This is a genomic window from Arthrobacter sp. KNU40 (genome assembly GCF_051515115.1).
Lineage (GTDB): Bacteria > Actinomycetota > Actinomycetes > Actinomycetales > Micrococcaceae > Arthrobacter.
The window spans coordinates 3889109-3914490 of the sequence record NZ_CP195850.1 but is presented as its reverse complement, the minus strand read 5'-3'; the positions used below and the strand labels follow the sequence as shown (position 1 = coordinate 3914490).

Sequence of the window (25382 nt, the reverse complement as noted above, 5' to 3'; positions counted from 1 at the left end):
AGCCTTAGGTCATCCGCTCAGCAAGGGACACAATGATTCCCTCTGGACCTCGCACGTACGCCATGCGCCAGGCTCCTTCGTACTGGCCGATACCGCCGACCAACCCGTATCCCTCGGCGGCAAGCCGGTCGACGTGGGCCTGAAGATCATCGACTTCGAAGGACAGGCTGCGCAGCCCAAGTTCGTTGGCCATGGCGGCAGGCGATCCCGGCTCGGGGTCCGGCCTGACGAAGCTGGATAGCTCAACCCCTGTTCCTCCGTCAGGTGTCCGCAACATGACGATCTCCGTGCGGGAATCAGGGATCGCTATGACCGTGTCGATGAATTCGCCCTCCACGAAGGTCCGGCCCTCGACCTCGAGCCCCAGTCCAACGAAGAACGCCGCTACCTGGTCGAGGTCCTGAACGGTGACACCGACGTGGTCGAACCGCATGATTCGGGACATGGGAAAAGCCTCCAAGTGTTCGTTTCACGGCCCAGTCGGAGCCTACCGGGGACTTTACGGCGGATTCACGTCGGGAGAAAGACATCGTCCCGACGGCAGCCAGGCGGCGTGCCCAGCAATCCTGCCGGCTGGCTGGTACGGCCCGTGCGTACGCTTGGGGAGTGACCATGCATGAGAACCAGCTCAGCCTAGGCCGGGTTGAAGCCGTGCGCCTGGTGCGGGGCCTGTTTCCTTCGGTCTCAGAACCGGAAGTAACCGCGGTCGAGAGTGCCGGAACGGTCAATTACCTATACCGGGTGGGAACGGGGTGCGCCGCCAGGTTCCCAATACAAGGCGGTGACGCTCGCGAAGTCCGCGAAGTCCTTGTCGCGGAACACGCTGCAATGCGCGAGTTCGCCGCAGTGAGCACCGTGCCGTCCCCTTTGCCTGTTGCGATTGGTGAGCCAAGCGGAGAGTACCCGTTACCCTGGTCTGTCCAAACGTGGATCGACGGCGAGATCGCGACCCCGGGCTCGGTCGCGTCGTCGTTAGCCTTCGCGGTGGACCTTGCGGCGCTCATCGCGAGCCTTCGCCGGGCGGACACAATGGGTCGCTCATTCTCCGGCGAAGGCCGCGGCGGGGAGTTGGCCGCGCACGATGGGTGGATCGCGCAGTGCCTGCAACAGAGCGATGGACTCTTGCCGGTGGATCGGCTCCGCCGGGCCTGGGCATCGCTCAGATCGCTGCCTCGTCACGGCGACGATGTGATGTCCCACAAGGATCTCATTCCCGGAAATGTGATCCTCAGGGACGGTCGCCTCGCGGGTGTCCTCGACACCGGTGGCTTCGGTCCTGCCGATCCCGCGCTCGACCTCGTTGCCGCGTGGCACATGCTCGACTTCGGCCAGCGGGATATTGTCCGCACCAATCTCGGGATCGGGGACCTGGAGTGGAGGCGGGGTGCCGCCTGGGCCTACGAACAAGCGATCGGGCTCGTCTGGTACTACGCCGAGTCGAACCCCACAATGAGCGCACTTGGACGGAGCACACTTGATCGGCTGCTCACGGATCCGCTCTTGGGGTTGTAGAACGGATGCCGCCGGTCATCTTCTGCCATGTCAGACTGGACGCATGTGTCCCGTCCCTATCAAGCCGCGCGCTCTGTCCGACAGCGTTGACGGCGGGAGCCCGACGCCGCCGAGCGGCGCGCGCCGCCACCTCGCCCTGAGGCTCGACGACGGTTGGCTCAGGTTCCAGACCCGTCTCGCGATCCGGCGCGGTCGGGTGGAGACGGTCATCCCTTACACCGGTTACGGCACCACTTCCTGGGTCCGGGTGTTGGCGCGCATTGTCCGCAGTGAACCGCGGGACACGGGGAGCGGTCCTCAGGCAGGTGCGCTCAAACCGCTGAAGGATGGCATGCGCGGCTGGCGCAATTTCACGAGTGCGCCCGTGGCACACGCTGCCGTGCGCGTGACCATCGCCGGCACTGTCCATGATGTCGAAGCCGACCGCGGTGGCGTCGTCGACGCGCGTATCCCCGTAGCCCTCGACGCCGGCTGGCATACACTCACCATTGAATCCGGCGGATCCAGGATCGTGGAAGCCCCGGTGCAAATCATCGCGGACAACACAGACTTCGGCGTCGTCTCCGACATCGACGACACCGTGATGGTCACGGCGCTGCCTCGTCCATTCCTAGCTGCTTGGAACACGTTCGTACTCGATGAGCACGCGAGGACCCCGACGCCGGGCATGGCTGTGCTGTACGAGCGCATCGTAAGGACGGTGCCCTCGGCCCCGGTCGTGTACCTGTCGACGGGCGCTTGGAACGTCGCTCCGACGCTGTCGCGCTTCCTGTCCCGAAATTTGTATCCCGCCGGTCCCAAGCTCCTGACCGACTGGGGTCCCACCCCGGACCGCTGGTTCCGCAGCGGCCAGGAGCACAAGCGGACCTCTCTGGAACGTCTCGCGGCGGAGTTCCCGGGCATCAAATGGCTGCTGGTTGGCGACGACGGACAGCACGACGAGGCCATCTACGCAGAGTTCGCCCAACGCCATCCGCAGAACGTCAGCGCTATCGCGATCCGCCAGCTCTCCGCCAGCGAAGCGGTACTCGCTGGCGGGCGGTCGAAGTCCGCAGCTCAACCCACGCCGGGGATCCCTTGGATCTATTCTCCGGACGGTGCAGGGATGTCGGCCCAGCTGGAGCAGTTGGGCATCATCCGGCGCAGCGTCCGGTCCGCCGCGGTGGGCTGAGTCTGCCCTACCGGTAGCTGATAGCTGTGCCAGCCGCGCCGGACCAGGTGATTCGTCCGCCTTGGTAGTCCTGCGCCACACCGGTGCCGAACGCGAACTCATTGGTCGTCGGGTAGCCAAGGCGGCCGTTCTCCCAGCCCTGGGATGCGTAGGCTGCGCGGATAGCGCCGGCGTTGGAATGGGCCCCTGAACCGGCAGACCAGTAGATGACACCAAACTGGAAGTTCTGGTACACGCCACCGTTCTTGAGCCCGGTGATTTCATCGCTGGTGGGGTATCCGAGGATGCCGTTCTCCCAATTAAGTCCGGCCCAGGCGGCGTCGATGGCGGCCCTGGTGATGTGGGCGCCGGTGGCCGGTGACCAGTGGATGACACCGTGCTGGAAGGTCTGGTAGACGCCTCCGTTGGTGAGGCCGCCGATTTCATTGCTGGTGGGGTATCCGAGAGGGCCGTTCTCCCAGTTTTGAGCGGCCCAGGCGGCGTCGACGGCGCCGCTGGTGATGTGGGCGCCGGTGGCCGGTGACCAGTGGATGGCACCGTGCTGGAAGGTCTGGTAGACGCCTCCGTTGGTGAGGCCGCCGATTTCATTGCTGGTGGGGTATCCGAGAGGGCCGTTCTCCCAGTTTTGAGCGGCCCAAGCGGCGTCGATGGCGCCCTTGGTGATGAAGGCGCCGGTGGTCGCCGTCCAATGGATCACGCCTCCCGTGTAGTACTGATAGCACCCGCCGGCGGTGAGCCCGCACACAACCGCTCCGGTGGCCGTACCGGCGCCCGGAGGAACCGCGGCTGCTGCTGCGATGGCGTCCGCGCCCGGTGTCCCTCCAGACGTTCCTCCAACCTTGATGACGAGATCGTCGATGTACTCGTCTCCCATTTGCGTCAGATGCTCAGCGCCGAGCTGGAGCGCCGACACTGTGGTTGCTGTCGTATTGACTTGGTTGCTTGAAAAGATTGATGTTCCGTCAACCCAGACTTCAACCGTGGACGCGGCGCCGTTTGCTATGACATGCATTCCGACATGCCGCCACGCATTCAGCGCAATGGAGCCCGACACCAGCTTGGTGTAAGTAAAGCCCGTCGAGGACGTTACCCGGAGCCAAATTTGGCCGTTGCTGTTGTAGCGGTAGATGTCCACGAACCTTGTGGTGTCGAAGAAGAACCGGAAGTAGGGGACGTCGTTTCCGGCGACGCCCGCGGTGGTGATATTGAACCAGGCGTCCGCATAAACGTCATTGGAATTTGCAGGGAGCGTGGTCACCAAGTTGGCCAGGGAACCGGGGTCGGTGGTCACATGCAGGTGGGCCGAACATGATCCGGAGTGGGCCTGTGAGTTGTCGATGGTGGCCGTTCCAGTTGTTCCGGTATTGATCGTGAAGCCGTCAAGGGTTCCGGATTCGAAGTTGTTGGCCACAACCGTTGTTCCAGGATAAGTGTTCGTGGGAGCTGGAACTCCGGCTGAACAAGTGGTCGGCGGCGGGGCGGCTGCGCTTGCCGGACCGGACGCAAAGGCCAGTGCCATTACGGGCACAGCAAGTGCGCTGATGAAGCTCAAGCTAAGCAGTCGTTTCACTGATCTGTCCTCCCACTTCGGTCAACGTCCGCCACCACCGTGGTGCCGAAAAGCTGCCGGTAAGTGCGGAGGCTCGTGGCCCAGGCACCCGGCAACGCGGTCGAGAACCTATGGCACCATGGGGGCGGTTACAGGAGCGTTACCAAATCCCCGGGGCGGGTGATGACGGCGGTGGAGTGGAGGCATGACCGGTTGGCCTCCGCAAGCTCAGGGGTGCACGCTGAGGACGTCCGGACCGAAGCTGGGCAGCCCCGGGGCCCCCGCATAGCCCAAGCGGGGGAGGGAGAAGATGTCCTCCATCGTGGCGAGCAGGCTGTAGTGGTTGTACATCTTTGAGCTGCTGGTGCCCGCACTGGTGAACGGGGAGAGCACAAGGGCACCGATAAGGCCGCCAGCTGTTCCGCCTGGCAGACCGGAGGGGCCGGTTGCGTTACCGTCCGCCTCGTCGAAGGTGATGACGAGCAGGCCGTCCTGCCGATACGCCGGTGAGTTGAGGATTGCTGGGACTTGTTCCTTGAGCCAAGTGTCTGCGGTCGCCAGTCCGCCGGGTTGTCCATCGACGCAGGGGCTGTCGTGGCCGTCGTTGCAAAGGTTGGGGCTGATGTAAGCAAGGTTCGGAGTGGTGGCGGCGGACTGCAGGTCCCTCGCGAGGTTGGAGTAGTCCACTACGTTGTCTTGGCAGCCAGGGAGGGAAGTGATGCTGGTGAAATAGACGAAGGGATTGTGGCGCGTGGCGTACTGGTCATTGATTTTGGCGTTCTGGGAGTCGTCCTTTGCACCCGGGTTCGGGTGGCGGCACGGCGTTCCCATATCTTCCATGTATCCCTTCCAGGTTTTCCCGGCGCCGCTAAGTTGCCCGGCGAGAGTCGGGACTGAAGCTGGGTAGACGCAGCCCGATCCGAGCACTTGTCCCGGGTCGGCGGTTCCGGTTTGGATGAACGGAGCGTAGGTCGTGCAGTCGTTGCGCGTCATCGGGTTGGATGCCTGCCCCGAGATCTGGGCCAGATAGTTGGGGTTGGAATGATGGGCGACCCCGTAGTACTGGGTCAGGAGGACGCCCTGACTGCGCAGGGTTTGGGAGAGGTAGGGGGCTGCCGAACCCGGGCCCCAGGTCTTGTTGTAGCTCTGGTTTTCCAGATTGATCACGAAGATGTGCCCGACTTTCCCGGCTGCAGCCGATGGTACGGGACTGCCGGGAGGCGAGGCGGACGTCGGGGACGCGGAGGAACCGGTGATCGTGGTGGGATCAGGAACCGGTGTTCCGCCACCCGAGGGACCTTGGCAAGCCGTGCTGATCACCAAGAGCGCAGCTGCCATGACGACGCGCCGAGTCCGGGGAAGGCGGTATTGCGGACCGTCCTGGCGCGGGACCTTCCTGCCGGATTTCATTCTCGGTTTCATCTGATCCTTACTCCTCAAAATTCCCGCCGACCTCGGGCAGAGGCCCTGGCCAGCATGGCGGCAGGTCTGCGCCGAAGGATCACGCCTCGTTTTGGCGGTAGCAGGTATCGCGGAAGCGTTCCGGTGCGGACACTTTTGCACACTAAGTTCACCAGGGCTATGGTTCCCGGCTTCGGGTTAGCTGTGAATTCGCAGCCGGGGCCGTAGATGCAGCGGCTCCGGGCCTGGACGATGGAGGAATGGGCCGGGCCTTGTTTCGGTGCCTGTTTGCCGCCACACTGGCTCCCATGCACGTGGAGGAACGGCGAAACGGCAAGAGTTTCAAGACTGCCCTGCGCGCGGCTATGACGATCACGCTCGTGGCTTCCTTGGTGCTGGCCTCCTCCGGATGCGTCGACGCGTCGAAGGGACAACAGTCTCCTGAGGCAAGCAGGACGGCTGGAACCCCGCCGACCGGAACTCCGACGGCGGGATTTTCGACGGCGGGAACTGCGACAGTGGGGGCGGGCACAGGGCAGTCCGAGGCGACGGGACCGATGCCCGTGGGTGATTTGCCCGGATGGCGGCGGGTATTCAGCGAAGACTTCAGCGAGGGGGACGTCCCGGTCGGGAGTTTCCCCGGTGCGGCGCACAGCGCAAAATGGAGTGTCAACTACGCTGACGGCACACCGGACACGGCCGGTCAGCAAAGCGGCGGCAGGTCGGGGTACTACCCATCGAAGGTGCTCAGCGTCAAGGACGGGATGCTCGACATGTACCTGCACACCGAGAAGGGTGTCTCGATGGGGGCGGCACCGTCGCCGAAACTCAATCCGGCCAACGGGCGCCCGTACGACAGTCTGTTGTACGGGCGGTATTCGGTACGGTTCAGGTCCGAGGCATTGCAGGGGTTCAAGACGGCATGGCTGCTGTGGCCCGATAGCGGAGTGTGGCCGCGTGACGGAGAGATCGACTACCCCGAGGGTGATCTGTCCAAGTCCTTTTACGGCGCCGTCCACCAGGCCGGGTCGGACAAGGACATTTCCCGCAATATCCAGTCGGGCGCGCGGTTCACGTCCTGGCATACCGCGACGACCGAATGGACGCCAGGGCGCGTTGAGTTCTTCCTCGATGGTGTCTCGATCGGTGTCAGCACTGTGGGCATCCCCGACAAGCCGATGCATTACATCCTCCAGACCGAATCCTGCCTGACCGGCTGCCCCGCACCCGCAACAGCCGGGCACCTGCAGGTGGCCTGGGTGGCAATTTGGGCGAAAGCATAGGTGCATTGCCCGCGACTCGTTACCGCGCCGCTTCTCTTCGCCGGGACCGTCGGTCTACGGCTGCGAGGAGGACGAGAGTGAGCACGGCCAGGAGGGACACAGCCACCGATGGATGCCAGAAACCGGAGTAAAGCATCGCCGTCGAGAGCAGGATTGCCGAGGCAACGCTAAAGCATACCGCTATCGCGACGGCCAACGGGAGCACCTCGAATCCGGTTCCTTTTCGGAGCCGGGCGGGTTTTAGGAACAGGATGAGCGCTGTTCCCGGGCCAGAGAGAAGGAACGGTCCTATGACGGCAAGGCGTAGAGCCTCCGGGCCTGTAAAGGACAGGGGAATCGAAGCCAGCGCAATGGCGGCCACGATGGCGCCGATCATGCCGACGGTTCTTTCCTCAGATGCCATTCGGTGCTCCTTGCAGGTGGTAGATGACTCCGCCTGCGTTGCGGTACTCCACAGTCCACCCTCCTTGGACGGCGCACCTGTCGATGAAGTGCGGCAGGCCTTCGCTCGGCCCCGTGTTGAGAAGGTCGGCTGCGGTGACCTGGCTTGCAGTGACTATCAAATAGGCGCCCGCGGAGGGGACGAGTTGGGTTATCGATGCGCAGCCGGGCTGCGGGTCGCCAGGGCGTGCCGGCTCCGCTTGGAGGACGGTCTGGTACCGGTATCCGGCGTATTGCTCATACCGCCACGCCGTGTCGTGAACCGCCTCGATGAGGACCGAACCATGGGGCGCGGTGGCATAAAGCTGGTTAACCAGGGCGATTTCGTCGGGAGTGAAATTCTCAATTGCGTCATTGCCGTACCTGGTGGTGACTGTGCCCGCGGCGATAACGGAACCTAGCATGAGGAGCGCTGCCAGCTGGCGCAAGCCGGGAGGACTGGGACCAGCGGGAAGCAACGGAAGCACAACGAGGCTCGCGGCGAAGGGCAGGCTGAATAGGTATATCCGGAGCAACAGCTCACCGCCGTACGACTGGAGCGGGAACATGACGAAAGGTGCCACCGTCCCCATTGCAGCGGCCAGCCAGCGCGTCCCCAGGCGTCGTCCCCGGAGGCTACCCAGCCCCGCGAGGCCCCAGACCAAGGCTCCCTCCGCAAGTCGGGAGTAGACAATGAACTGATGGGCAGGGTTACCGCCCACCCTGTTGAGCAATGAGGCAGAAGCCGCGGCGTTGATGTTGCCTATGGATCCGAAGAGGGTGTGCAGGTGGCCAATGAGGAAAGGCGTGGCGGCCAGGACCAGCCAGCAGACCGGAAACAGCAGCGCCAGAACCGGCAGGAACCGCAGCCGGCACCTTCCGCTCAGGGCGAGCAGGGCCAGGATAGGAATCGCGGCGAAAGGTGTGAGTTGATGGGCGACCGTCATTCCGGCCAACAGCACCGCACACACCACGGCCAATATGATGAAGGCTGACCGTGACAGCTCGGCCGGTATCGGCGCCGGTTTCCCGGGTTCGAGCCGGCGCACCAGATTCTTCAGCCGGCTGGCGAGTTTATTCCCCGGCTTCCACGGCCACCCGGGGAATACTGTCAGGACACAGGCAATCAGGGTCAGCAGCAGCAGCAAGGCGCAGGCTTGTGGGGAGAGGTAATCCTGCCCCACCCAGCTGGCAAGGTAGAACATCCATACGCCCGCCCACGCTTGCCTTCGGCTGGAGGTGAGGCGCAGGGCCAGCGCCAGCAGGGCGGGCATGAGCAGGAGGTTGACGCCGACCGGCGCCCACGTAGCAGCCCAGGTCAGATCGTGGACTCCTGTGGTGTTCGAGAGCATCGCCAATAACCCGAAAAACCCGGGCCAGTTGAAATATGCGTCCAGCTTCCGGTCCAGGCCTCCGGACTGGGTGATGTAATCGGTGATGCCCAAGTGGCGGTAGCTGGCTTCCAGGCGGGGCAAACCGTGAATGATCGGGTCCGCCCCGTGCAGAATGACGATCAATACCAGGAGCTGAATGACGAGCAACCACGGGCGAAGAACCTTCAGACGCAGGGAACCGACGAAACCGGCCAGGCTTAGGCCCAGGGCAAAAAAATAGGCGACGGGCAGGACCTGGATCAGGCCGGCGCTGCCGATGTCCTTTACGTTGACCGTTTTGAGCGCCCAAACTCCCAGGATCAGAGCGGTCGCCGCCATGACCGCGAGAGCGCCCATAACCCGCGGGTCACCCCGGTCGGCCCGATGCTGGGCTTGGTGCAGGTGTTTCCTGTCGCTCGTGCGGAAAGGGACCACCCCGACGTCGGATCGGTGCAATCGCGCAGTGGAGACTCGCCACGGGGTTTGTACGGCCATCACGGAGCCGGCACTCCATGTGCCCGTGACCCGGATGTGCGTTCGACTTTGTGTTTGGCCGGCGCAAGGCGATGCTCCTGCGAGAAGCGATGCAGCCGCGCGGCTGCGACCACCGACGTGGCCAGTTGGGAGGCCAGCCAAAGCACGGAAACTCCGACGAGCCCGTAGCGCTGGGCGACCGCCGGGGCCGGCGCCACTGAGACCACGAACGCCGCAATCGCGACCACGGTCGACTCGGCCAAACGTCCGGCGGAACGGCACACGCCGTAATAGACCTGAGTGACGCAGGTGAGCATAAGGGCCGGGACGAGGACAGGCAGCAGCACCCACGCCGATGCGTAGCCGGATCCCAACAGGGGCAGGAGCAGCGAGCCGGCGGCGAGCAGCAGAACCCCGGCGAGGGCGGTGAGGAGGAGACTCATCTTCAAGGCCCGCCGAATCAAGCCCGCACGCGAGGAGAACCGGCTATCGGACGTGTCAGCGGCGATAGCGGTCTGAAGCGAGTAGCCAGCTGATTGCGGCACAAAGAAGATCGCTGACGCAAGCATCCAGACGAGGTACCAGGCCGCGGCTGCTGACGTGTTCAATGCTGCTGCCACAACGAGTGGAAGGACGTATCCGGGTGCGCGGTCGGCCAGCATCAGCGCATGCTGACGGAGTCCCGGGCCCCAGACTTTCGCCGCCTCACGCCAACTGAGCTGTGTCCAGTCCGGAGTCGTTTCGGTGCGTCTAAGCTGGTGCAGGCCCAGGAGTACGCTCGCCAAGGCACCCATGGCTACGGCGACGACGATTGCGGCTGGAGCGCGGTAACCCGCAAACAGGCAAGCCGCCAAGGTAACAAGCTGGCAGACGGCCTGGATCAGGCTGCGCGTCAATGCACGATCTGCCCGGGCCTGCGCGACTGCAATGTGATCGAGCTGGTACGCGACCGAGGCGAGGAGCGCAGCCGCGAAAAAGCCTGCACTCATGACAGGATCCTTCCAGGCGGTGCCGACGCCGGATCCCAGGAAATAGGTCACAACGACTAATCCCGCGCCCGTGAGAAGTGACGAAAAGCTCACCGCCGCGACGCTCGCCGGTATCAGGTTCCGGCCTTGATCTGACTGGGCAGGCAACAAGGTCAGCGTCGCTGGGCCGACCCCCAGCATTCCCAGCTGTACCGTCAGCATCGTTGCGGAGACCACCGCAGAGGCCAATCCCAGGCGATCGGGAGGAATCATGAGCGCGGCAAGCGCCCAGAATACGAGCCCGGCCGCCATTGGCGTGATGCGGGCTGCGGCCAGCCACACGGCGTTCCCGCCGAGGGACAGTCCTTGCTTGGGAAGGCGCAGTAAAGTGCTGCCAAAGGCCCCGTAGTTGTATACGAGGAAGCCCGCCCAGTAGGGCAGGTACCGGGGGGCTGTGGCCAAGGAAAGAAGGACGCCTCGCGCCGTTGCGAGCAAAGGCAGCAGCACCAGCCACCAGGCCCGGCCAGGGTGCTTGCACATTGTGCGTGCCAAGCCTGCCCCGTCCTGCAGCCACTGGTCGCGGGCGTACCCGAAGGAGTCAGCGAACCGGTGCCTTACGAAAGTCGTAGGGGAGACGCCGATGCGGTATCCACCGTCCTCAAGCCGGATCCTGAGCTCGATGTCCTCGCCCGAGCGGAAGCTTTCATCGAACCCGGCCTCGAGCAGAACGCTACGGCGCATGAGCGTGGCACTGACACCAAACCATGAGCGGACTCTGCTGTGGTTATGGTGCCAGGCAAGGGCGGCCCCCCAATAGCCTGCGCCGTCGGGCTCGCTCACAAGTCCAAACTGCAAGCCATCGAAGCCGCCCGCTTTGAACTCTTCCACCAGGTTTGCCAGGACGCCTGCTGGTACGACGACGTCGGCATCGATGAGCGCGACAAGATCGGCGTGCGCGGCCCTGGCCCCGAGCATCCGCGCTGCCGGAAGTCCTCGCCCCTTGTCGGAGATGACCCGCGCCCCGTAGGAGCGGGCGATCTGCACGGTGGAGTCATTTGAACATCCGTCGATGACGATCACCTCGCGGGGGTTCTGGTCAAAGACAGACTTCAGGCATTCGCCGAGCCAGTTGGCAGCGTTGCGGGCCGGGATCACGACAGACACGTCCAGAACGCTGCCAGACCCCGCGTTCCTGCTCACGGCCGGCCGTCCACCATGGAGGTGACGGTGCCTGCGACAAAGTCTGAGGTCCGGTCGGCGGACCAGGCCACGGGAAGGCGCAGCACGAAGCAAGGAACATCACTCAGCGAACGTGTGATGACGGAGGTTTTTGCGGAGAAATGCTCGCCCAATGGCACGAGGCCCGTGGCCCCTAAGGCCTCGATGAGCCGCCGCGACACGAAAGGCAATTCCGAATGAAAGTTGCCCACAATTCGCGCTGCCATCCAGGCTTCTGTCCGGCGCTCCAACCGGGCTTCCGCTTCGTCGAATCGTTCGAGGAAGACGGCGATTCTGGCGGGCGCCTGCGGAACGATCTTCCCTGGGCCGAAAACGTCTGCCGGGTGGACCATTCTGTGCTCGGGTGACCACCGACGCGTGAAGGCGGCCGTCCGTGGATAGCGGACGATGACAGGGTGTACAGCGGTGGCCACGCCGCTGATGGTCGAAGTCAGCCAGCCAGGCGCGAGGGGCTTGCGGATTCCTTGGAACAGTTCCGGATAGATTGGCCGGTGGTGGGGTTTGATGAACATCGGTTTTGCGTAGGACAGAAGGGTCCCGTCCGCAGTGATGAATCCCCAGTCATCGGCCATGAATCCGACCTCCGGCATGGCCAAAAGCTTTGCGACTGTACTTGTTTTACCGACGCCGCCCCATGCGGGCATCAGGATGCCCGCTCCCCGGTAGTTCACCATAGCTGCGTGAACCATCGCTGTATCCTGCCTGATACACAAGTGGTCCAACAGCGGCACGATCGCCGTCAACAGTTCGCCCGCCCCTTCGACCATGAAGCCGTTTTCCGTACGGGTAACCTGAACCCGGTCCTCCGGGAGGAACAGTGAATCATCTGTATACCGGTAGGCGTCTTCGGCGTGGGACTGCGCGGGAACCGGAGTGACGCCGCCGCTGATGTTCAACTGAAGGTTTGAAGCCGACGGGCCGAGGAACGGGGCAAGCATGTCACGTAGCTGTGCCTCACCCGGCGTGCCCTGGGCCACCCTGATTCCGACTCGTCCGTGGACGTCGAAGGCAACTGCGGGTGAGGTAACGATCTGCTGGTTAATCACTGGGCTTGCCTCCGCTGTTGTCGCGAATGAGCCGGTACAAAACGGAGCCGGACGCACGCACGGGGCTCGATGACGACTGCCACAGGCTCTGCAGATAGCCAATGGCAGTGACAGCCAGAACCGCTAGGATCACTCCCGCCCGGGCCAGTCCTCCGATGTCACCGTCTCTCCCGCAGGAACGTAGTCCGGCCAGAACAGCGCGCGGGAGCACTCGGCGGACATATCGGCGTTCCGGTCCAAGGATTTGGCTCCGCCCGAGAAGCCGGGTCACCTGGGCCTTCGAAACACCCTCCGACCAGGCCCTCGACAACATGTAGCGCAGGGTACCGCGCGTCGCAGGCACATGGTGGCGAACCACCGCTGCCGGTTCGTAAACCACGCGGGTGCCGGGGGAGCCCATGGATGCCCTCAGACACAATTCGGTCTCCTCGCATCCAAGCGGACGATCACCTTGCCGGCCAAGGGAAGCGTTGAACCCGCCGACCCGCTCAAAGACATCGGAGCGGAAGGACATGTTCGCGCCGATCACGTTACGCACTTGTGCCGCGACTCTGGGCAAACCTTTATAGGTGCACCCGACAATCCAATCAAGCTCTTCGGGAAAGTGCGCCGGACGACCCGATTCCCACACGGGTTCAACCCTGCCCCCGACCGCCAGCACATCCGGATCGTCATAGAGCAGGATGAGCCGGGCCAGCCAGTCCGGTGCGGCTTCGGCGTCATCGTCGAGGAAGGCCACAATGTCACCGGTTGCCGCCTTCACTCCGGTATTGCGCGCGCCGGAAAGTCCCCGGGGCCCGGAGTTCTCCACTACTTCAACCCCCAGCAGCCCACCCGTTAGTCGCCGGTACAGACCCAATCGCCGGTACAGATCCTCATTGTGGTCAACTACGACAACAAGCTGTTCCGGCCGAAGTGTTTGAGACTGAACCGACGCGAGCCCGCGGAGCAGCAACTCCCATCGGGCTTCGGTGAAGCAACAGATCACGACGCTGACACTGAGCCAGTCGGCCCCGCTGGGCATTAGCCGTCCGCCAGCATCGCAAGGACCGTCTTCGGGTCGGTTGGAACATGGGGAAACCTCATATCCGGATACCGGTACTTCACGCGCCGAAGGGCCTCCGGCCGTACCCCTGCCGTTGGCGCATCCCATCCGACGCACTCGCGGGTCAGCGTTCGCAGGACGCGCCACCCGTCGCGGAAGGTCTGCAGATGTGAGTTGCCTGAAATGCGGGACAACTCGTGGCTTGGCACCTCAGCGATGCGAAGCCCCGCCCGGGCTGCCCGCGACACCAGCTCGGTCTCGATTTCGAAACCATCGGACTTGAGTTCAAGGACCTCCAGGCACTCCCTGCGGAAAGCGATATACCCGTAGCAAAGATCCGAGAAGTTGCAGTGCAGGGCTTTGTTTGCCAGCCCCGTGAGCGCGCGGTTCCCGAGATTACGCAAACGCGTCAAGTCGTCGGACCCGCCGCCGGTGACATATCGGGAGCCCTTGACGAAATCGTGGTCGTGCTGAAGGGGTGAAACAAACCAACCGATCTCCCTCGGGTCCATGCTCCCGTCCGCATCGAGCATGACGATGATGTCCCCGGTTGCCGCGGCGAACCCTGCCCGCATGGCGGCGCCCTTGCCGGCGTGCAGCTCGTTCACTACGACAACGTCGAAGCGAAGCGCGCGCGCCACATCCACGGTGAGGTCTTCGGATCGACCGTCCACGACGATGACTTCGTCAACGTATGACGGCATCCGCCTGAGCACCCACGGCAGATTCAACGCCTCGTTCAGAGTAGGAATCACCACGCTGATCGAAGCCGTCGGGAGCGAAGCCCCGGGAGCTGAAGCGGCAGGGGTCCGGCCGCTGGCAGGCTCCAACTGTCCAATGGACACAGATCTCACCCCCGTCGATCTATCCGCACGAATGCGGAATACCAACTGGGAAGCATCCGGCGCCCTCTTTTGGACGGTCGCCGGAAAAGGGGGCCTCGATGGTTCATGGCGGCACCTCCATTTCGCTCGCGATTACATGCACCCGGTCAAGTGGATGTTGGCATGAGCATGGGACCGGGAGCGTTACAGCACCGTTACAAGGAGGCGTGGCTCGTGTTGTGAAGGATTCAGCCGGGGGAGGCCTGCGTGGCCGGCCGAGGGAATTATCGATTACGAGTAAGTAGGGCTTCCTTCGGGGTTCCTTGATTCAAGTAGTGGCCACTCGTGACCGGCCTTGTCAAAACTGACTAGTGTCGGACGACGTAGCGTTTGCCCACGAGGAATCCGACTTTAGATTGGGGTACGAGACGTGGTTTCATCACCAGATCCCCAGTGGTCCCTGACCTTGCTCAACGGTTGGGCCTTGAGCCGGGATGGCGCACGGCAAAAGGTAGCACATCGGCAGCAACGCCTGATCACCGCGCTGGCCCTGCTCGGCGAGCGGCCGCGGACGTTCCTCTCCGGACTTCTCTGGCCTGACTCGTCCGAGGCCCAGGCGGCCGTCGGTCTCAGGGTGAGCATCTGGCACATCAATCACGAGCTCCCCGGCCTACTTGATGCTGACGGAACTACGGATGTCTCCGTCGCCCTTGGTGAGCACGTGCTGGTTGATATCACAGACCTTCAACGCGAGCTTCAAGTCCCGGGAGCTGAGTTGAGCGATTCGTACCCGAGATGGGAACGGCTACGGACTGCGGAGCTTCTTCCCGGATGGTACGAAGACTGGATTCTGGTCGAACAGGAACGGTTCCGGGCTCTTCGTACAGCGGCCCTCGACTCCATCGCGTCATACCACCTCAGTCAGGGAAACACCGAGGAAACCAAGGCTGCGAGCAAACTGGCCATTGCCCTGGAGCCATTCAGGGAGTCCTCGTACCGTTTGCTGATACAGGCCCACCTTGCGACCGGCGACCTTGTCTCAGCCCTTAAAACGTATCGGAGCTTCTCCGCCGACTTGAGACAGGAATTCGGTGTTGGCCCGTCCCCGTCACTCGTCAAGCTCATCGCCGGTGCTGTCGGAGACAGCGGCCGTCAAATGGACAACGGCGGTTTGCCGCCCACCCAGATGCTCCCGTCGCTCCGCCCCGTGACCTCCGAATCGGGGGCCCCCGGCGTAAACCTTGTCAGGGAACTGGCTGCGCAAAAACCGTAGTCCGGCGTCACCTTTCGACGCCGAGGCGTGCGAATCCAAGGCTCTCACCAGTAAGCCTGCCATCACGTACCTTGAACGGATACAGCCGCCCGATATCCAATCCTTTGAGTCCTGCCGCCGGGAAAAGCGCCGAAACCGTATCGCCGAGTAAGAACGTTGCATCAGTTGACCCGTCTACCCGCCCGAACGACCCGCTGAAGCGCGCGGCAGACGATACGCGCAGCAGGTCGAACGATCCCAGGACCCTTCGCCCACGGAACCGAATGCCCAGACATCGCACACTTCCGGCCAAGAAGTCGTCCGCGGTGAAGCCCACCAGGATTTCGCCGTGGCCGCGCAGATGCTCGCCCACGCGAACGGAGAGCATGATCTCCCGGTCGAAGTGGATCAGCAGCAACTGGTTCGGCCCTAGGTTGTTCTGTCCAAATCCTGATGGAATCCGTGAGTCGTTGCGAAAACTCGCTCCGCCCATGGCTCTTCTCCCGCCTGAACACCGAGACATCTTCTTTCCTGCAAACGTACGTCCGGAAAGTTGCGGCAATCTGAACTCCGCGTGAAGACTGGCGAAGTCCAGGCTATCTGCGCACACGGGGCCGACTCAAAGTCGTAAGCGAGGTGCGGAGGGGATTGGCCGAAACCATTGGAAGGCCGTCGTCCGGCTTGGGATTAGACGAAAACCGATAGCAGCAGGGTGAATCCGAATCCCACGACCGAAATTATGGTTTCCATAACCGACCAGGTCTTGATCGTCTGGCCTACTGTCAGTCCGAAGTATTCCTTGACCAGCCAGAAGCCCGCATCGTTGACATGGGAGAAGAACAGCGAGCCGGCACCGATGGCGAGCACTACCAGCGCTAGCTGAGCGGGCGACAAGCCGGTTGCCAGCGGTGCGATGATGCCAGCGGCTGTCACCGTAGCAACAGTCGCCGAGCCAGTGGCGAGGCGAATCAGCACTGCGATGATCCAGCCAAGCACCAGGGCCGACAGACTGGCAGCTACCGCGATCTTGGCGATCGCGGTTCCGGTACCGCCGTCGACGAGTACCTGCTTGAAGCCGCCCCCGGCGCCGACGATAAGCATGACCCCGACAATCGGCAACAGGCTCTCGCCGATCTTCTTCGTCAGGATGGAGGCGGAGAAGCCGACCCGTGTACCGAATGTCACCATTGCCAGAAGCACGGCCACGAGCAGGGCAAAGACCGGATCGCCGATGAAGTCCAGGAAAGGGCGGAGTGCGGCGCTCTTGTCCATCCAGATGTCTGCCCCGGCTTTGATCAGCATGAGCACCAACGGCGACAACAGGGTCACCAAGGTCCAGCCAAAGGACGGGCTGCGCGTTGCTTGCGGATCCTGTGCCTTGCCTACCGGCGCGTCGCCGTGCGAACTGGCGGCTTTCGCGCCGGGGCCTTGTGGCCTGGCCGGTTCAGCGTGCTCGCCGGATCCGACGGTGACTGCCAAGCCTGCGCCAGCGGCTCCGATCGGCACGATCCTTGCCGCGAGACGGCCAAAGAGGGGACCTGCGATGATGACCGTTGGAATGGCGATCAGCAGGCCAAAAGCAAGAGTCACACCGACATTGGCGTGCAGGATGCCGATCGCCGCCAACGGGCCCGGGTGCGGCGGGATGAACCCGTGGAGCACCGACAAGCCGGCCAGGGCCGGAATGCCAAGGCGCATGGCCGGACCCTTGGAACGGTGCACAGCCAGCATCACTACGGGAATGAGTAGCACGAGCCCGATCTCGAAGAACATGGGGATGCCGATGATGCCGGCGATGAGAGCCATCTTCCAAGGCAGCGTTGCGGGCCGACCATGGAGAAGCGTGTCGACGATCTTGTCCGCGCCGCCGGAATCAGCCAACAGCTTGCCCAGCATGGCTCCCAGCGCGATGAGCACACCAACGTAGCCCAGCACGCCGCCGACGCCGTTTTCGTAGGACGTGGTGACCTTGTCCAAGGCGATACCCGAGGCAATGCCGACGAAGAGGGCGCCGATGCTCAAAGCCAGGAAAGCATGCATCTTTGCCCAGACGATCAGTAAGACGACTATCGCGATGCCGATGGCCGCCACCACAAGTACTTGGGTGTCGTGGCCGGTCCACGGTTGATGCATCGCGTCCGTGGTTGCATCGGTGGCGACCCCGGCGAGGGGCCTGTTGAGGATGGAGATTCCGTTCATGGTTCTCGTCCTGTTCCGCTCGGCCGCAGGCCGAACTTGTCCATGATTTGTTGGGCAATCACTCCTGGAGCCGGACCAACGTCTATCCGGATTCCGGGCTCACCCGGGGACAGTTCCTCAAGGTCCGCAAACTGGCTCCCCAACATACTGGCGGGCATGAAATGGCCGTGGCGTTCGGCGAGCCGTGCGCTGATGGTCTCGGGCGTCCCGGACAGAAAAACGAAGACGACACCTGAACCTCGGCGATTGATGATGTTTCTGTAAGTCCGTTTGAGCGCCGAACAAGTAATGACGCCGTTTTCCCCGTGATCCAGCCTCCGGTCGACCCACTCGGCAACCTTCTCAAGCCAGGGATATCTGTCCTCATCCGTGAGCGGATGTCCCGCAGCCATCTTGTCGATGTTTGTTTGGGGATGCAAGGCATCGCCTTCCTCGAAGGCCCAGCCAAGTCGACCCGCCAGGAGCGCGGCAACCGTGGACTTGCCGGAGCCCGAAACGCCCATGACAACCAGCACAACCGGTTCGGCCAGAGGGGGTGTCTCCATGTCAAGAGGGTCCATGGAGCCCATCTTGGCAGCACGTGGGCCTCTGTGCCATAGCGAATCGCAGCTGCTCGCTCGGCGCCCAGCGCCGGAAATGCTTCCGTCAACGGCATATACAAAGCATACTGATGATCTACTCAAGGAGGAGGGCCATGTCAGCAGTGAGAGGTGCAACAAGCGACGTCATCGAAACGAACATCCCCGGCCGAATGGATCGCCTCCCTTGGTCCAGATGGCATTGGATGATCGTCATCGGTCTCGGCACCGTCTGGATCCTGGACGGACTCGAGGTCACCATCGTTGGGGCGATTGGCGACAGCCTCACGCAGCCGAATGGCGGTCTCGGCATGTCCACTGCGGACATTGGCGTGGCTGCCGCGGTCTATGTATCCGGCGCCTGCGCCGGAGCCCTCGTTTTTGGCCATCTCACGGACAGGTTCGGGCGGAAGAAGCTCTTCCTCCTCACCCTCGGGCTGTATCTGCTTGCCACCGTGGCCACTGCGTTCTCCCTGAACCCGATGTGGTTCTTCATTTGCCGCTTCTTCACCGGAGCGGGCATTGGCGGGGAGTACGCGGCGATCAATTCGGCGATAGACGAGCTCATCCCCGCCGCCCGTCGCGGCGTCGTGGATTTGGCCATCAACGGCTCTTTCTGGCTTGGGACGGCCTTCGGTGCGTCGCTCTCCGTGCTGTTGCTCAACCCAGTCTTCTTCGCGCCCGGCATCGGCTGGCGTCTCGCATTCGGCCTGGGGGCGTTTCTTGGCCTGCTGATCCTGCTCGTGCGGCGCAACGTGCCTGAGTCTCCGCGTTGGATGTTCATCCACGGCCGCGACAAAGAGGCGGATCAGCTCGTACGCAAGATCGAGGACGACGTCGAGGAGGCCGCGGGGGAGAAGCTGTCCGAGGTCCACGAGACGCTCAAAGTCCGTCAGCGCAAGTCAATTGGCTTCGGCGTCATCATCAAGACGGCGGTCCAGCGCTACCCGAAGCGGGTCGTCCTGGGTCTGTCGCTCTTCATTGGCCAGGCGTTTCTCTACAACGCGGTGTTCTTCACCTATGCGCTCGTGCTGACAAAATTGCTGAACGTCCCGAGCGACCTTGCCCCATGGACGCTGGTCCCGATCGCTGTCGGCAATTTCCTTGGCCCGCTCGTCCTGGGCCGCTTCTTCGATAGCGTCGGGCGCCGCACGATGATTTCCGGTACCTACATCGCGTCAGGTGTCCTACTTGCCATCACGGCGTTCGTCTTCTCCAGCGGAGCGCTTGATGCTTTCTGGCTCACCGCCTGCTGGATGGTGATCTTCTTCTTCGCTTCAGCGGGCGCCAGTTCCGCGTATCTGACGGTGAGCGAAATCTTCCCAATGGAGACTCGGGCCATGGCCATCGCGTTCTTCTACGCCGTGGGCACCGGTATTGGCGGCATCACTGGCCCTATCCTGTTCGGTCGGTTCGTTGAACAGGGAATCGGAGCAGTGGCCTTCGGTTATGTCATAGGCGCGGTGCTGATGGTTGCAGCCGGCGTCGTCGAGATCGTATTCGGGGTTGAGGCTGCGAGGCGGTCGTTGGAGGACATCGCTGCCCCGATCACTGCCCAGACGGGGGGAGCGCCAGCCTGACGACGGCTCATTCGGGGCACTTTTCGATCTCGGACAGGAGCGGCAATTCTCGAACGGCAGGGGAGGAAGCAATCGAGGGCTGCGCCTATCGGATCGATACCCCACGTGAGGACCCTGCCGGCGGAAGGGAATCTCCGGACGGCAGAAAGTTGCCAATATTTGGCAAGCGGTTGTCAACCGGGTGCGTAGCTGACTAGACTCGAGGTGAACGCATGCCCGCGAACTAGCACTTGGCGCCATACGCCGCCATGCGGGCGAACGGATCCAAAGGAGATTTCCGTGACTGAAACCAATGCCGTGTGGAGCCTGTCTGGTTTCGGCGACGAAGTAGATCCCGATCCCGCTGTCCAGGCCGCCGTCTTGCTGGCCCTCGGTGCCGGCCATATTGAAGTGCGCAGCGCATGGGGCACCAATGTTTCAGAACTTACGCCCGAAGCGGTCGAGCGGCTCAAGGCCATCCTGGACGAGAAGGGCCTGAAGGTTTCCGCAGTCGCGAGCCCCATCGGCAAGATCGACGTCAGTGTTCCCGTGGAGCATGAGCTCGCCCGGCTGCGCCAGATCATTTCAGTGGCCAAGGGCCTCGACGCCAAGTACATTCGCATCTTCTCCTTATACCGGGCCGAAGGGCAGAGCCATGAGGACATCCGCGACTCAGTCATGGAGCGCCTGACTGCACTCACGAACGAGGCGGCCGCGTCCGGCGTCGTCCTCCTGCACGAAAACGAAAAGGGCATCTACGGCGACACCCCCGAGCGAGTCCTGGACATCATGGAGACCGTCGCTTCGCCGGCACTGCGCGTTGCCTGGGACAGCGCCAACTTTGTCCAGGTGGGGATCAAGCCGTACACGGAGGCTTATGCCGTACTGCGCCCCTACCTGGAGTACTTCCAGATCAAGGATGCAGTCGCCGGTACCGGTGAAGTAGTGCCTGCCGGCGAAGGCGACGGCGAACTGGACGCCACCATCGCCGCGCTCCAGGCCGATGGCTTTTCCGGCTTCTGTTCCCTCGAACCTCACCTTGCAAGCGCCCACGAGCTGGGCGGATTCTCCGGACCTGTAGCCTTCGGCGCTGCGGCGCGCGCCTTTGCGGCACTCGCAGCCAAGAACGGTGTTGCCCTCGCCTGAGGGCCTGTAGGTTCAAAGGAAAACATCTTTCGAGGGAGAAGAATGCCTACAGCAGCAGTCATCGGTTGCGGCGATGTGTCGAGCGTGCACTTCGGAGCAATCGCCAAGATGCACGACGTTGAACTCGTGGCGGTCTGCGACACCGACGCCGGACGCCTCCAGGCGGCAATCGCCGCCTACGGCGCGGCCGGGTACGCGGACCACCTGGAGATGCTCGATGCGGTGAGGCCCGACGTCGTGCATATCTGCACGCCGCACCACCTGCATGCCTCACTGGCTGTGGACTGCCTTGAGCGCGGGGTGAGCGTGATTGTCGAGAAGCCGCTCGCCCACACTCTCGAAGAGGGTCGGCGGCTGGTCGAGGCGGCGGAACGGAGCACGGCGAAGATCGCCGTGTGTTTCCAGAACCGCTACAACGCGACGTCGCAGGCCATGCGGAGACTGCTCGACGACGGCGGACTGGGCCAGGTTCTCGGCGCCTCGGCAACCGTGATGTGGCACCGGACGGCCGAGTATTACCGTGACAGGCCGTGGCGCGGGACCTGGGCTGAAGGAGGCGGCGGCCTCATGATGAACCAGGCCATCCACACGGTAGACCTGCTCCAGTGGTTGGTAGGTGACGTAACCACAGTGGAGGGTCACGCCTCCACCCGCTCCCTGGGCGGCGTGATCGAGGTGGAGGACACGGCGGAATTCATTGCCGGGCACTCCAACGGTGCTACGAGCGTCTTCTACGCCACCCTGGCCAACGCCACCAATGCGCCTGTGACGCTGGACATCGTGACCGAAAGGGCCACCCTCAGCCTCAGGGGCGACCTTGTTGTCAGCTATGCCGACGGCACCGTGGAAACCACCCCGGAACGGGCCTTGGAATCGGGTGGGCGCGCGTATTGGGGCGTATCGCACGAGCTCCTGATCAAGGACTTCTACGCCAAGCTCGGGGATCCTGCGCCGTTCTGGATCAGCCCAGCGGAAGCCGAAAAGTCACTCAGGATCGTCAAGGACATCTATGCCCAAAGCTACCCGGAGATTTCCGGGCAAGTGGACTAACCACGCGGCCCATGAGGGCACCGAACTAACGGAGGACAAAGTGGCAAAAATCGGCGTACAGGCAATGATGCTGAAGGGCAGTTTTGCCGAAGCCGGGGCGTTTGAAACGCTTCGCAAGGTCAGCGCGATAGGGTACAACGCCGTCGAAATCTCGCAGATCCCGATGACACCGGAAAACGTTGCCGATCTGGACCGCTCCCGCAGCGAACTGGGCATGGACATCGCGGCGCTTTCGGTCGCCATGGAGACGCCCAAAGGCATGCCGGGGGACTCCCTCAAGGACCACTTCGACAAGATCGTTGACGACGCAAAGCGACTTGACACGCACCTTCTACGGATCGGCATGATGCCGTTCCCGGCCATGAAGTCGATCGACGCGGCGGTGGACTTCGCGAAGCAAGCCAACGAATACGCCGAACGGCTCCGGGAATACGGCGTCGGCTTGTACTACCACAACCATCACATCGAGTTCGCCAAGTTCGAAGGCAAATACATGCTGGACATCATTGCCGAAAACTCCCCGGCCATGGGCATGGAAATCGACGTGCACTGGGTGCAGCGCGGCGGCCTGGACCCTGTCCGGACCCTCGCCAAATACGCCGGACGTACTGCCATGGTGCACCTGAAGGACTATAGGATCGGCGAGTTGCCGGAGCAGGCCTTCGGGCTCCTGGAAACGGGGGACATCGCGGGTTTCATGGCCGAGTTCAAGAACGTGGTCCAGTTCGCCGAAGTGGGGGAAGGCAACCTTGACTTCCCGTCCATCATTCCAGCGGCCCAGGCTGCCGGCGCCGAGTACCTGCTCGTGGAGCAGGACGAGCTCTACGGCCGCACGGTGTGGGAAGCACTACAGACTTCCTACGACAACCTGGTGGCCATGGGCCACGCCGACCTCTTCTAATCACACAACAACGGAGATCCACTCATGAGCAAGAAAGTACGCCTTGGCATCATCGGCCTGGGCCAGCAGGGCGGCACGTACGCCAAGTTCATCACCGACGGAATGGTCCCGAACATGGTGATCGGCGCTATCTGCGACACCGATCCCGCAAAGAAGGAATTGGCAGGCTCCCGGTACCCCGATGCGCCTTTCTATGACGACTACATCGCCATGCTTGAAAGCGGCGACGTCGATGCGATCGTCACGTGCGTGCCGCATTACCTGCACCCGGAAATGGGCATCGAATCGCTCAAGCGCAACGTTCACGCCCTCGTGGAGAAGCCTGCAGGTGTCTACACCAAGCAGGTCAAGGAGCTCAATGAGTTCGCGGCCTCCAAACCCGAGCTTTCCTTCGGGATCATGTTCAACCAGCGCAACAACCCGCTCTACAAGAAGCTCAAGGAGATCGTCGACAACGGCGAGATCGGTGCCATCCGACGCACCAACTGGATCATCACAAACTGGTGGCGTCCGCAGGGCTACTACAATTCCAGCGAATGACGCGCCACGTGGGGCGGCGAAGGCGGCGGCGTCCTGGTCAACCAGGCACCCCACCAGCTCGACCTGTGGCAGTGGATCTGCGGCGTGCCGAAGTCCGTCTACTCCAAGGTGGCGTACGGATTCCGCCGGGACATCGCCGTTGAAGACGAGGTCACCGCCGTGGTGGACTACGGCAACGGCGCCACCGGCGTTTTCGTGACGGCCACGCATGACCTCGTGGGCACGGACCGCTTCGAGATCCTGGGCGACCAGGGCAAGATCGTGGTGGAAAACAGCAAGACCGCCACGGTCACCCGCCTGGTCAAGCCCGAGCGCGAACTGAGCGACGGCATGGACATGGACGATGTCCGCAAGCTCTTCATGGGCGAGTTGAAGGCCGAAGACTACTACACCACCGAGGTCATCGAGTTCGAGTCTGCATGGGGGGGACAGCACGCGGGCGTCCTGGAGAACTTCGCGGCCAACATCCTGGACGGCACTCCTTTGTTGGCGCCCGGCTCGGACGGCATCAAGGGCGTCCGCCTGGCCAACGCCATCCACCTGTCGAGTTGGGCCGGCAGGGAAGTCCCCCTGGACTTCGATGAGGACGAGTACATGCGCGAGCTCAACAAGCGCATCAGCGAAGAAGGCAAGTTCGCCGAGCGGTCCTAGATACAGGGCATTTATGCATGGCATTTAAGCAGGGCGGTCGCCGGCCGAATGGTTTTGGCAACCGTCCTGCTTTTGTTGCCAAGCCAGATTACGATGGAGCCGTGACTGAAGCGACGAATTCCGGAGCAGCAACTTTCCCCGCCAAGCGTGGCCGCGGGGAGAAATCCTCGCCCACCATCTACGACATCGCGAGGCTCGCGGGAGTCAACCCTTCCACGGTTTCGCGCGCGTTGAGCAAACCGGGCAGGGTCAGTGCCAAGACCCAGAAGATCATCGAGGATGCCGCCGAGCAGCTGAACTACCAGGTGAACCCTTTCGCCCGGGCACTTCCCACCGGCCGTACCCAGACGATCGGACTGATCGTCGCGGATATCACCAACCCGACGTTCTTCGACATTATCCGCGGTGCGGAAACCACGGGGTCCGCCCGGGACTACACCCTGGTGCTGGCCGAGTCTGCAGAGTCGCCTGAAACCGAACTCATTGCGGCCCGCAGGATGTTGAGCACGGTGGACGGCCTCATTTTGGCGAGTCCGCGCATGGACGACGAAAAGATCCGTGCCCTGGCCGCGGACAAACCGGTGGTAGTGATCAACCGTGAAATAGAGGGAGTGCCATGCGTGGTCCCGGACGTCAACAAGGGGATTAGCCAGGCCGTGCGGAGCCTCGCCGCCAACGGCCACCAGCAGCTCGCTTATGTTGCGGGGCCGCCGCAGTCCTGGATGTCGCGCCGCCGCTGGGAAGGCGTCCAAGCTGCCTGCGATTGGTACAAATTGGGGGCGGTCCGCTTGGAATCGTCCAAGCCAACCGTCGACGGCGGCCGCCAAGTAGCGCGTGACGTCCTGGCGAGTGGCGCGACGGCGGTGATCACCTACAACGATCTCCTCGCCATAGGCCTCATGCAGGAGCTTCAGGCCGCCGGCATACACGTCCCGGATCAGATCAGCATTGTGGGTTTCGACGACATCTTCGGGGCAGACTTCACGACGCCGGCGCTCACCACCGTGAGGTCGCCGTTGGGGGAGTGCGGTTCCCGCGCTGCCGCCCTCCTGCTGGACATGTTGCTCGGCCAAGATGGGCCCGCGGGAGCAGTTCGCGTGGACACGGAGCTGGTGGTGCGCGGCTCCAGCGGACGGCTCATCGCGTAGCTTCAAGCGATCCCCGGGAGTAGTTGCAACGACATGGCAATAGTTGGCAACCG

The 25382-nt window shown here is 63.0% G+C and carries 23 protein-coding genes; 11 read left to right on the top strand and 12 right to left on the bottom strand.

What is annotated here, in order from left to right:
- Positions 1-4: 4 nt before the first annotated feature.
- Positions 5-445: a VOC family protein gene (locus ACSKT0_RS18180; RefSeq protein ID WP_437770996.1), complete on the bottom strand. Its 441-nt coding sequence runs from the start codon at positions 443-445 to the stop codon at positions 5-7.
- Positions 446-612: 167 nt separating this feature from the next.
- Here ACSKT0_RS18180 and ACSKT0_RS18175 point away from each other — a divergent pair, with 167 nt between their 5' ends.
- The gene (locus ACSKT0_RS18175; RefSeq protein WP_437770995.1) at positions 613-1512 is read left to right on the top strand and encodes an aminoglycoside phosphotransferase family protein; all 900 of its coding nucleotides are present in this window, start codon (positions 613-615) and stop codon (positions 1510-1512) included.
- A gap of 43 nt (positions 1513-1555) precedes the next feature.
- Positions 1556-2683 (top strand): App1 family protein, encoded by a 1128-nt coding sequence (locus ACSKT0_RS18170; RefSeq protein ID WP_437770994.1) that lies wholly within the window; start codon positions 1556-1558, stop codon positions 2681-2683.
- 7 nt (positions 2684-2690) lie between these two features.
- On the opposite strand, the gene ACSKT0_RS18165 is transcribed toward ACSKT0_RS18170, so the two are convergent.
- Together ACSKT0_RS18165 and ACSKT0_RS18160 are read right to left on the bottom strand one after the other, a co-directional pair.
- The gene (locus ACSKT0_RS18165) at positions 2691-4253 is read right to left on the bottom strand and encodes an LGFP repeat-containing protein (protein ID WP_437770993.1); all 1563 of its coding nucleotides are present in this window, start codon (positions 4251-4253) and stop codon (positions 2691-2693) included.
- A gap of 207 nt (positions 4254-4460) precedes the next feature.
- The gene (locus ACSKT0_RS18160; RefSeq protein ID WP_437770992.1) at positions 4461-5642 is read right to left on the bottom strand and encodes an alkaline phosphatase family protein; all 1182 of its coding nucleotides are present in this window, start codon (positions 5640-5642) and stop codon (positions 4461-4463) included.
- A 299-nt stretch (positions 5643-5941) separates the two neighbouring features.
- Here ACSKT0_RS18160 and ACSKT0_RS18155 point away from each other — a divergent pair, with 299 nt between their 5' ends.
- Complete coding sequence (locus ACSKT0_RS18155; RefSeq protein ID WP_437770991.1) at positions 5942-6916, top strand: glycoside hydrolase family 16 protein; 975 nt, start codon at positions 5942-5944, stop codon at positions 6914-6916.
- 19 nt (positions 6917-6935) lie between these two features.
- Here the strand turns inward: ACSKT0_RS18155 and ACSKT0_RS18150 are convergent, their stop codons facing one another.
- Genes ACSKT0_RS18150 through ACSKT0_RS18125 form a run of 6 tightly spaced genes read right to left on the bottom strand, consistent with a single transcriptional unit; the run spans position 6936 to position 14326 of the window.
- Complete coding sequence (locus tag ACSKT0_RS18150; RefSeq protein WP_437770990.1) at positions 6936-7319, bottom strand: hypothetical protein; 384 nt, start codon at positions 7317-7319, stop codon at positions 6936-6938.
- The gene (locus tag ACSKT0_RS18145) at positions 7309-9204 is read right to left on the bottom strand and encodes a hypothetical protein (protein ID WP_437770989.1); all 1896 of its coding nucleotides are present in this window, start codon (positions 9202-9204) and stop codon (positions 7309-7311) included. The genes ACSKT0_RS18150 and ACSKT0_RS18145 overlap by 11 nt, the downstream gene beginning before the upstream one ends.
- Positions 9204-11315 (bottom strand): glycosyltransferase, encoded by a 2112-nt coding sequence (locus ACSKT0_RS18140; RefSeq protein WP_437770988.1) that lies wholly within the window; start codon positions 11313-11315, stop codon positions 9204-9206. Before ACSKT0_RS18140 ends, ACSKT0_RS18145 begins: the two co-directional genes overlap by 1 nt.
- 32 nt (positions 11316-11347) lie before the next feature.
- Positions 11348-12436 (bottom strand): hypothetical protein, encoded by a 1089-nt coding sequence (locus ACSKT0_RS18135; RefSeq protein WP_437770987.1) that lies wholly within the window; start codon positions 12434-12436, stop codon positions 11348-11350.
- Positions 12429-13460 carry a glycosyltransferase family 2 protein gene (locus ACSKT0_RS18130; protein WP_437770986.1) on the bottom strand — a complete coding sequence of 344 codons (1032 nt, stop codon included), beginning with the start codon at positions 13458-13460 and terminating at the stop codon, positions 12429-12431. The genes ACSKT0_RS18135 and ACSKT0_RS18130 overlap by 8 nt, the downstream gene beginning before the upstream one ends.
- Positions 13460-14326 (bottom strand): glycosyltransferase family 2 protein, encoded by an 867-nt coding sequence (locus ACSKT0_RS18125; protein WP_437770985.1) that lies wholly within the window; start codon positions 14324-14326, stop codon positions 13460-13462. The genes ACSKT0_RS18130 and ACSKT0_RS18125 overlap by 1 nt, the downstream gene beginning before the upstream one ends.
- A 409-nt stretch (positions 14327-14735) precedes the next feature.
- Between ACSKT0_RS18125 and ACSKT0_RS18120 the strand changes: the two genes are divergently transcribed.
- Positions 14736-15578 (top strand): AfsR/SARP family transcriptional regulator, encoded by an 843-nt coding sequence (locus ACSKT0_RS18120; RefSeq protein WP_437770984.1) that lies wholly within the window; start codon positions 14736-14738, stop codon positions 15576-15578.
- A 7-nt stretch (positions 15579-15585) separates the two neighbouring features.
- Here ACSKT0_RS18120 and ACSKT0_RS18115 read toward each other — a convergent pair whose 3' ends face one another.
- From ACSKT0_RS18115 to ACSKT0_RS18105, 3 genes are all read right to left on the bottom strand, one after another.
- Complete coding sequence (locus tag ACSKT0_RS18115) at positions 15586-16050, bottom strand: hypothetical protein (protein ID WP_437770983.1); 465 nt, start codon at positions 16048-16050, stop codon at positions 15586-15588.
- Between the two features lie 194 nt (positions 16051-16244).
- The gene (locus ACSKT0_RS18110) at positions 16245-17756 is read right to left on the bottom strand and encodes a GntT/GntP/DsdX family permease (RefSeq protein WP_437770982.1); all 1512 of its coding nucleotides are present in this window, start codon (positions 17754-17756) and stop codon (positions 16245-16247) included.
- Positions 17753-18301: a gluconokinase gene (locus ACSKT0_RS18105; protein ID WP_437770981.1), complete on the bottom strand. Its 549-nt coding sequence runs from the start codon at positions 18299-18301 to the stop codon at positions 17753-17755. The genes ACSKT0_RS18110 and ACSKT0_RS18105 overlap by 4 nt, the downstream gene beginning before the upstream one ends.
- 149 nt (positions 18302-18450) lie before the next feature.
- On the opposite strand from ACSKT0_RS18105, the gene ACSKT0_RS18100 reads away from it, so the two are divergent.
- The 7 genes from ACSKT0_RS18100 (at position 18451) to ACSKT0_RS18070 (ending at position 25329) form a co-directional block, all read left to right on the top strand.
- A complete protein-coding gene (locus ACSKT0_RS18100) occupies positions 18451-19914 on the top strand; it encodes an MFS transporter (RefSeq protein ID WP_437770980.1) in 1464 nt (487 codons plus the stop codon).
- 279 nt (positions 19915-20193) lie between these two features.
- A complete protein-coding gene (locus ACSKT0_RS18095) occupies positions 20194-21039 on the top strand; it encodes a sugar phosphate isomerase/epimerase family protein (RefSeq protein ID WP_437770979.1) in 846 nt (281 codons plus the stop codon).
- 42 nt (positions 21040-21081) lie between these two features.
- Positions 21082-22089: a Gfo/Idh/MocA family protein gene (locus ACSKT0_RS18090; RefSeq protein ID WP_437770978.1), complete on the top strand. Its 1008-nt coding sequence runs from the start codon at positions 21082-21084 to the stop codon at positions 22087-22089.
- Positions 22049-22990: a sugar phosphate isomerase/epimerase family protein gene (locus ACSKT0_RS18085; RefSeq protein WP_437770977.1), complete on the top strand. Its 942-nt coding sequence runs from the start codon at positions 22049-22051 to the stop codon at positions 22988-22990. Before ACSKT0_RS18090 ends, ACSKT0_RS18085 begins: the two co-directional genes overlap by 41 nt.
- 24 nt (positions 22991-23014) lie before the next feature.
- Entirely contained in the window at positions 23015-23530 is a 516-nt protein-coding gene (locus tag ACSKT0_RS18080) for a Gfo/Idh/MocA family protein (RefSeq protein ID WP_437770976.1), read from the top strand.
- A 33-nt stretch (positions 23531-23563) separates the two neighbouring features.
- Positions 23564-24181, top strand: a complete 618-nt coding sequence (locus ACSKT0_RS18075; RefSeq protein ID WP_437774078.1) for a Gfo/Idh/MocA family oxidoreductase — start codon at positions 23564-23566, stop codon at positions 24179-24181.
- A 101-nt stretch (positions 24182-24282) separates the two neighbouring features.
- On the top strand, positions 24283-25329 hold the full coding sequence (locus ACSKT0_RS18070) for a LacI family DNA-binding transcriptional regulator (RefSeq protein WP_437770975.1): 1047 nt from the start codon (positions 24283-24285) through the stop codon (positions 25327-25329).
- Positions 25330-25382 lie beyond the last annotated feature (53 nt).

What these genes read in the sequence shown, in the direction of transcription:
- ACSKT0_RS18100 (WP_437770980.1), top strand. Translation starts at nt 18,451, where the DNA reads ATGTCAGCAGTGAGAGGTGCAACAAGCGACGTCATCGAAACGAACATC.
- ACSKT0_RS18105 (WP_437770981.1), bottom strand. Translation starts at nt 18,301, where the DNA reads ATGGAGACACCCCCTCTGGCCGAACCGGTTGTGCTGGTTGTCATGGGC.
- ACSKT0_RS18110 (WP_437770982.1), bottom strand. Translation starts at nt 17,756, where the DNA reads ATGAACGGAATCTCCATCCTCAACAGGCCCCTCGCCGGGGTCGCCACC.
- ACSKT0_RS18115 (WP_437770983.1), bottom strand. Translation starts at nt 16,050, where the DNA reads ATGGGCGGAGCGAGTTTTCGCAACGACTCACGGATTCCATCAGGATTT.
- ACSKT0_RS18155 (WP_437770991.1), top strand. Translation starts at nt 5,942, where the DNA reads ATGCACGTGGAGGAACGGCGAAACGGCAAGAGTTTCAAGACTGCCCTG.
- ACSKT0_RS18130 (WP_437770986.1), bottom strand. Translation starts at nt 13,460, where the DNA reads ATGCCCAGCGGGGCCGACTGGCTCAGTGTCAGCGTCGTGATCTGTTGC.
- ACSKT0_RS18160 (WP_437770992.1), bottom strand. Translation starts at nt 5,642, where the DNA reads ATGAAATCCGGCAGGAAGGTCCCGCGCCAGGACGGTCCGCAATACCGC.
- ACSKT0_RS18175 (WP_437770995.1), top strand. Translation starts at nt 613, where the DNA reads ATGCATGAGAACCAGCTCAGCCTAGGCCGGGTTGAAGCCGTGCGCCTG.
- ACSKT0_RS18080 (WP_437770976.1), top strand. Translation starts at nt 23,015, where the DNA reads ATGAGCAAGAAAGTACGCCTTGGCATCATCGGCCTGGGCCAGCAGGGC.
- ACSKT0_RS18150 (WP_437770990.1), bottom strand. Translation starts at nt 7,319, where the DNA reads ATGGCATCTGAGGAAAGAACCGTCGGCATGATCGGCGCCATCGTGGCC.
- ACSKT0_RS18085 (WP_437770977.1), top strand. Translation starts at nt 22,049, where the DNA reads ATGCCCAAAGCTACCCGGAGATTTCCGGGCAAGTGGACTAACCACGCG.
- ACSKT0_RS18145 (WP_437770989.1), bottom strand. Translation starts at nt 9,204, where the DNA reads ATGGCCGTACAAACCCCGTGGCGAGTCTCCACTGCGCGATTGCACCGA.
- ACSKT0_RS18180 (WP_437770996.1), bottom strand. Translation starts at nt 445, where the DNA reads ATGTCCCGAATCATGCGGTTCGACCACGTCGGTGTCACCGTTCAGGAC.
- ACSKT0_RS18090 (WP_437770978.1), top strand. Translation starts at nt 21,082, where the DNA reads ATGCCTACAGCAGCAGTCATCGGTTGCGGCGATGTGTCGAGCGTGCAC.
- ACSKT0_RS18170 (WP_437770994.1), top strand. Translation starts at nt 1,556, where the DNA reads ATGTGTCCCGTCCCTATCAAGCCGCGCGCTCTGTCCGACAGCGTTGAC.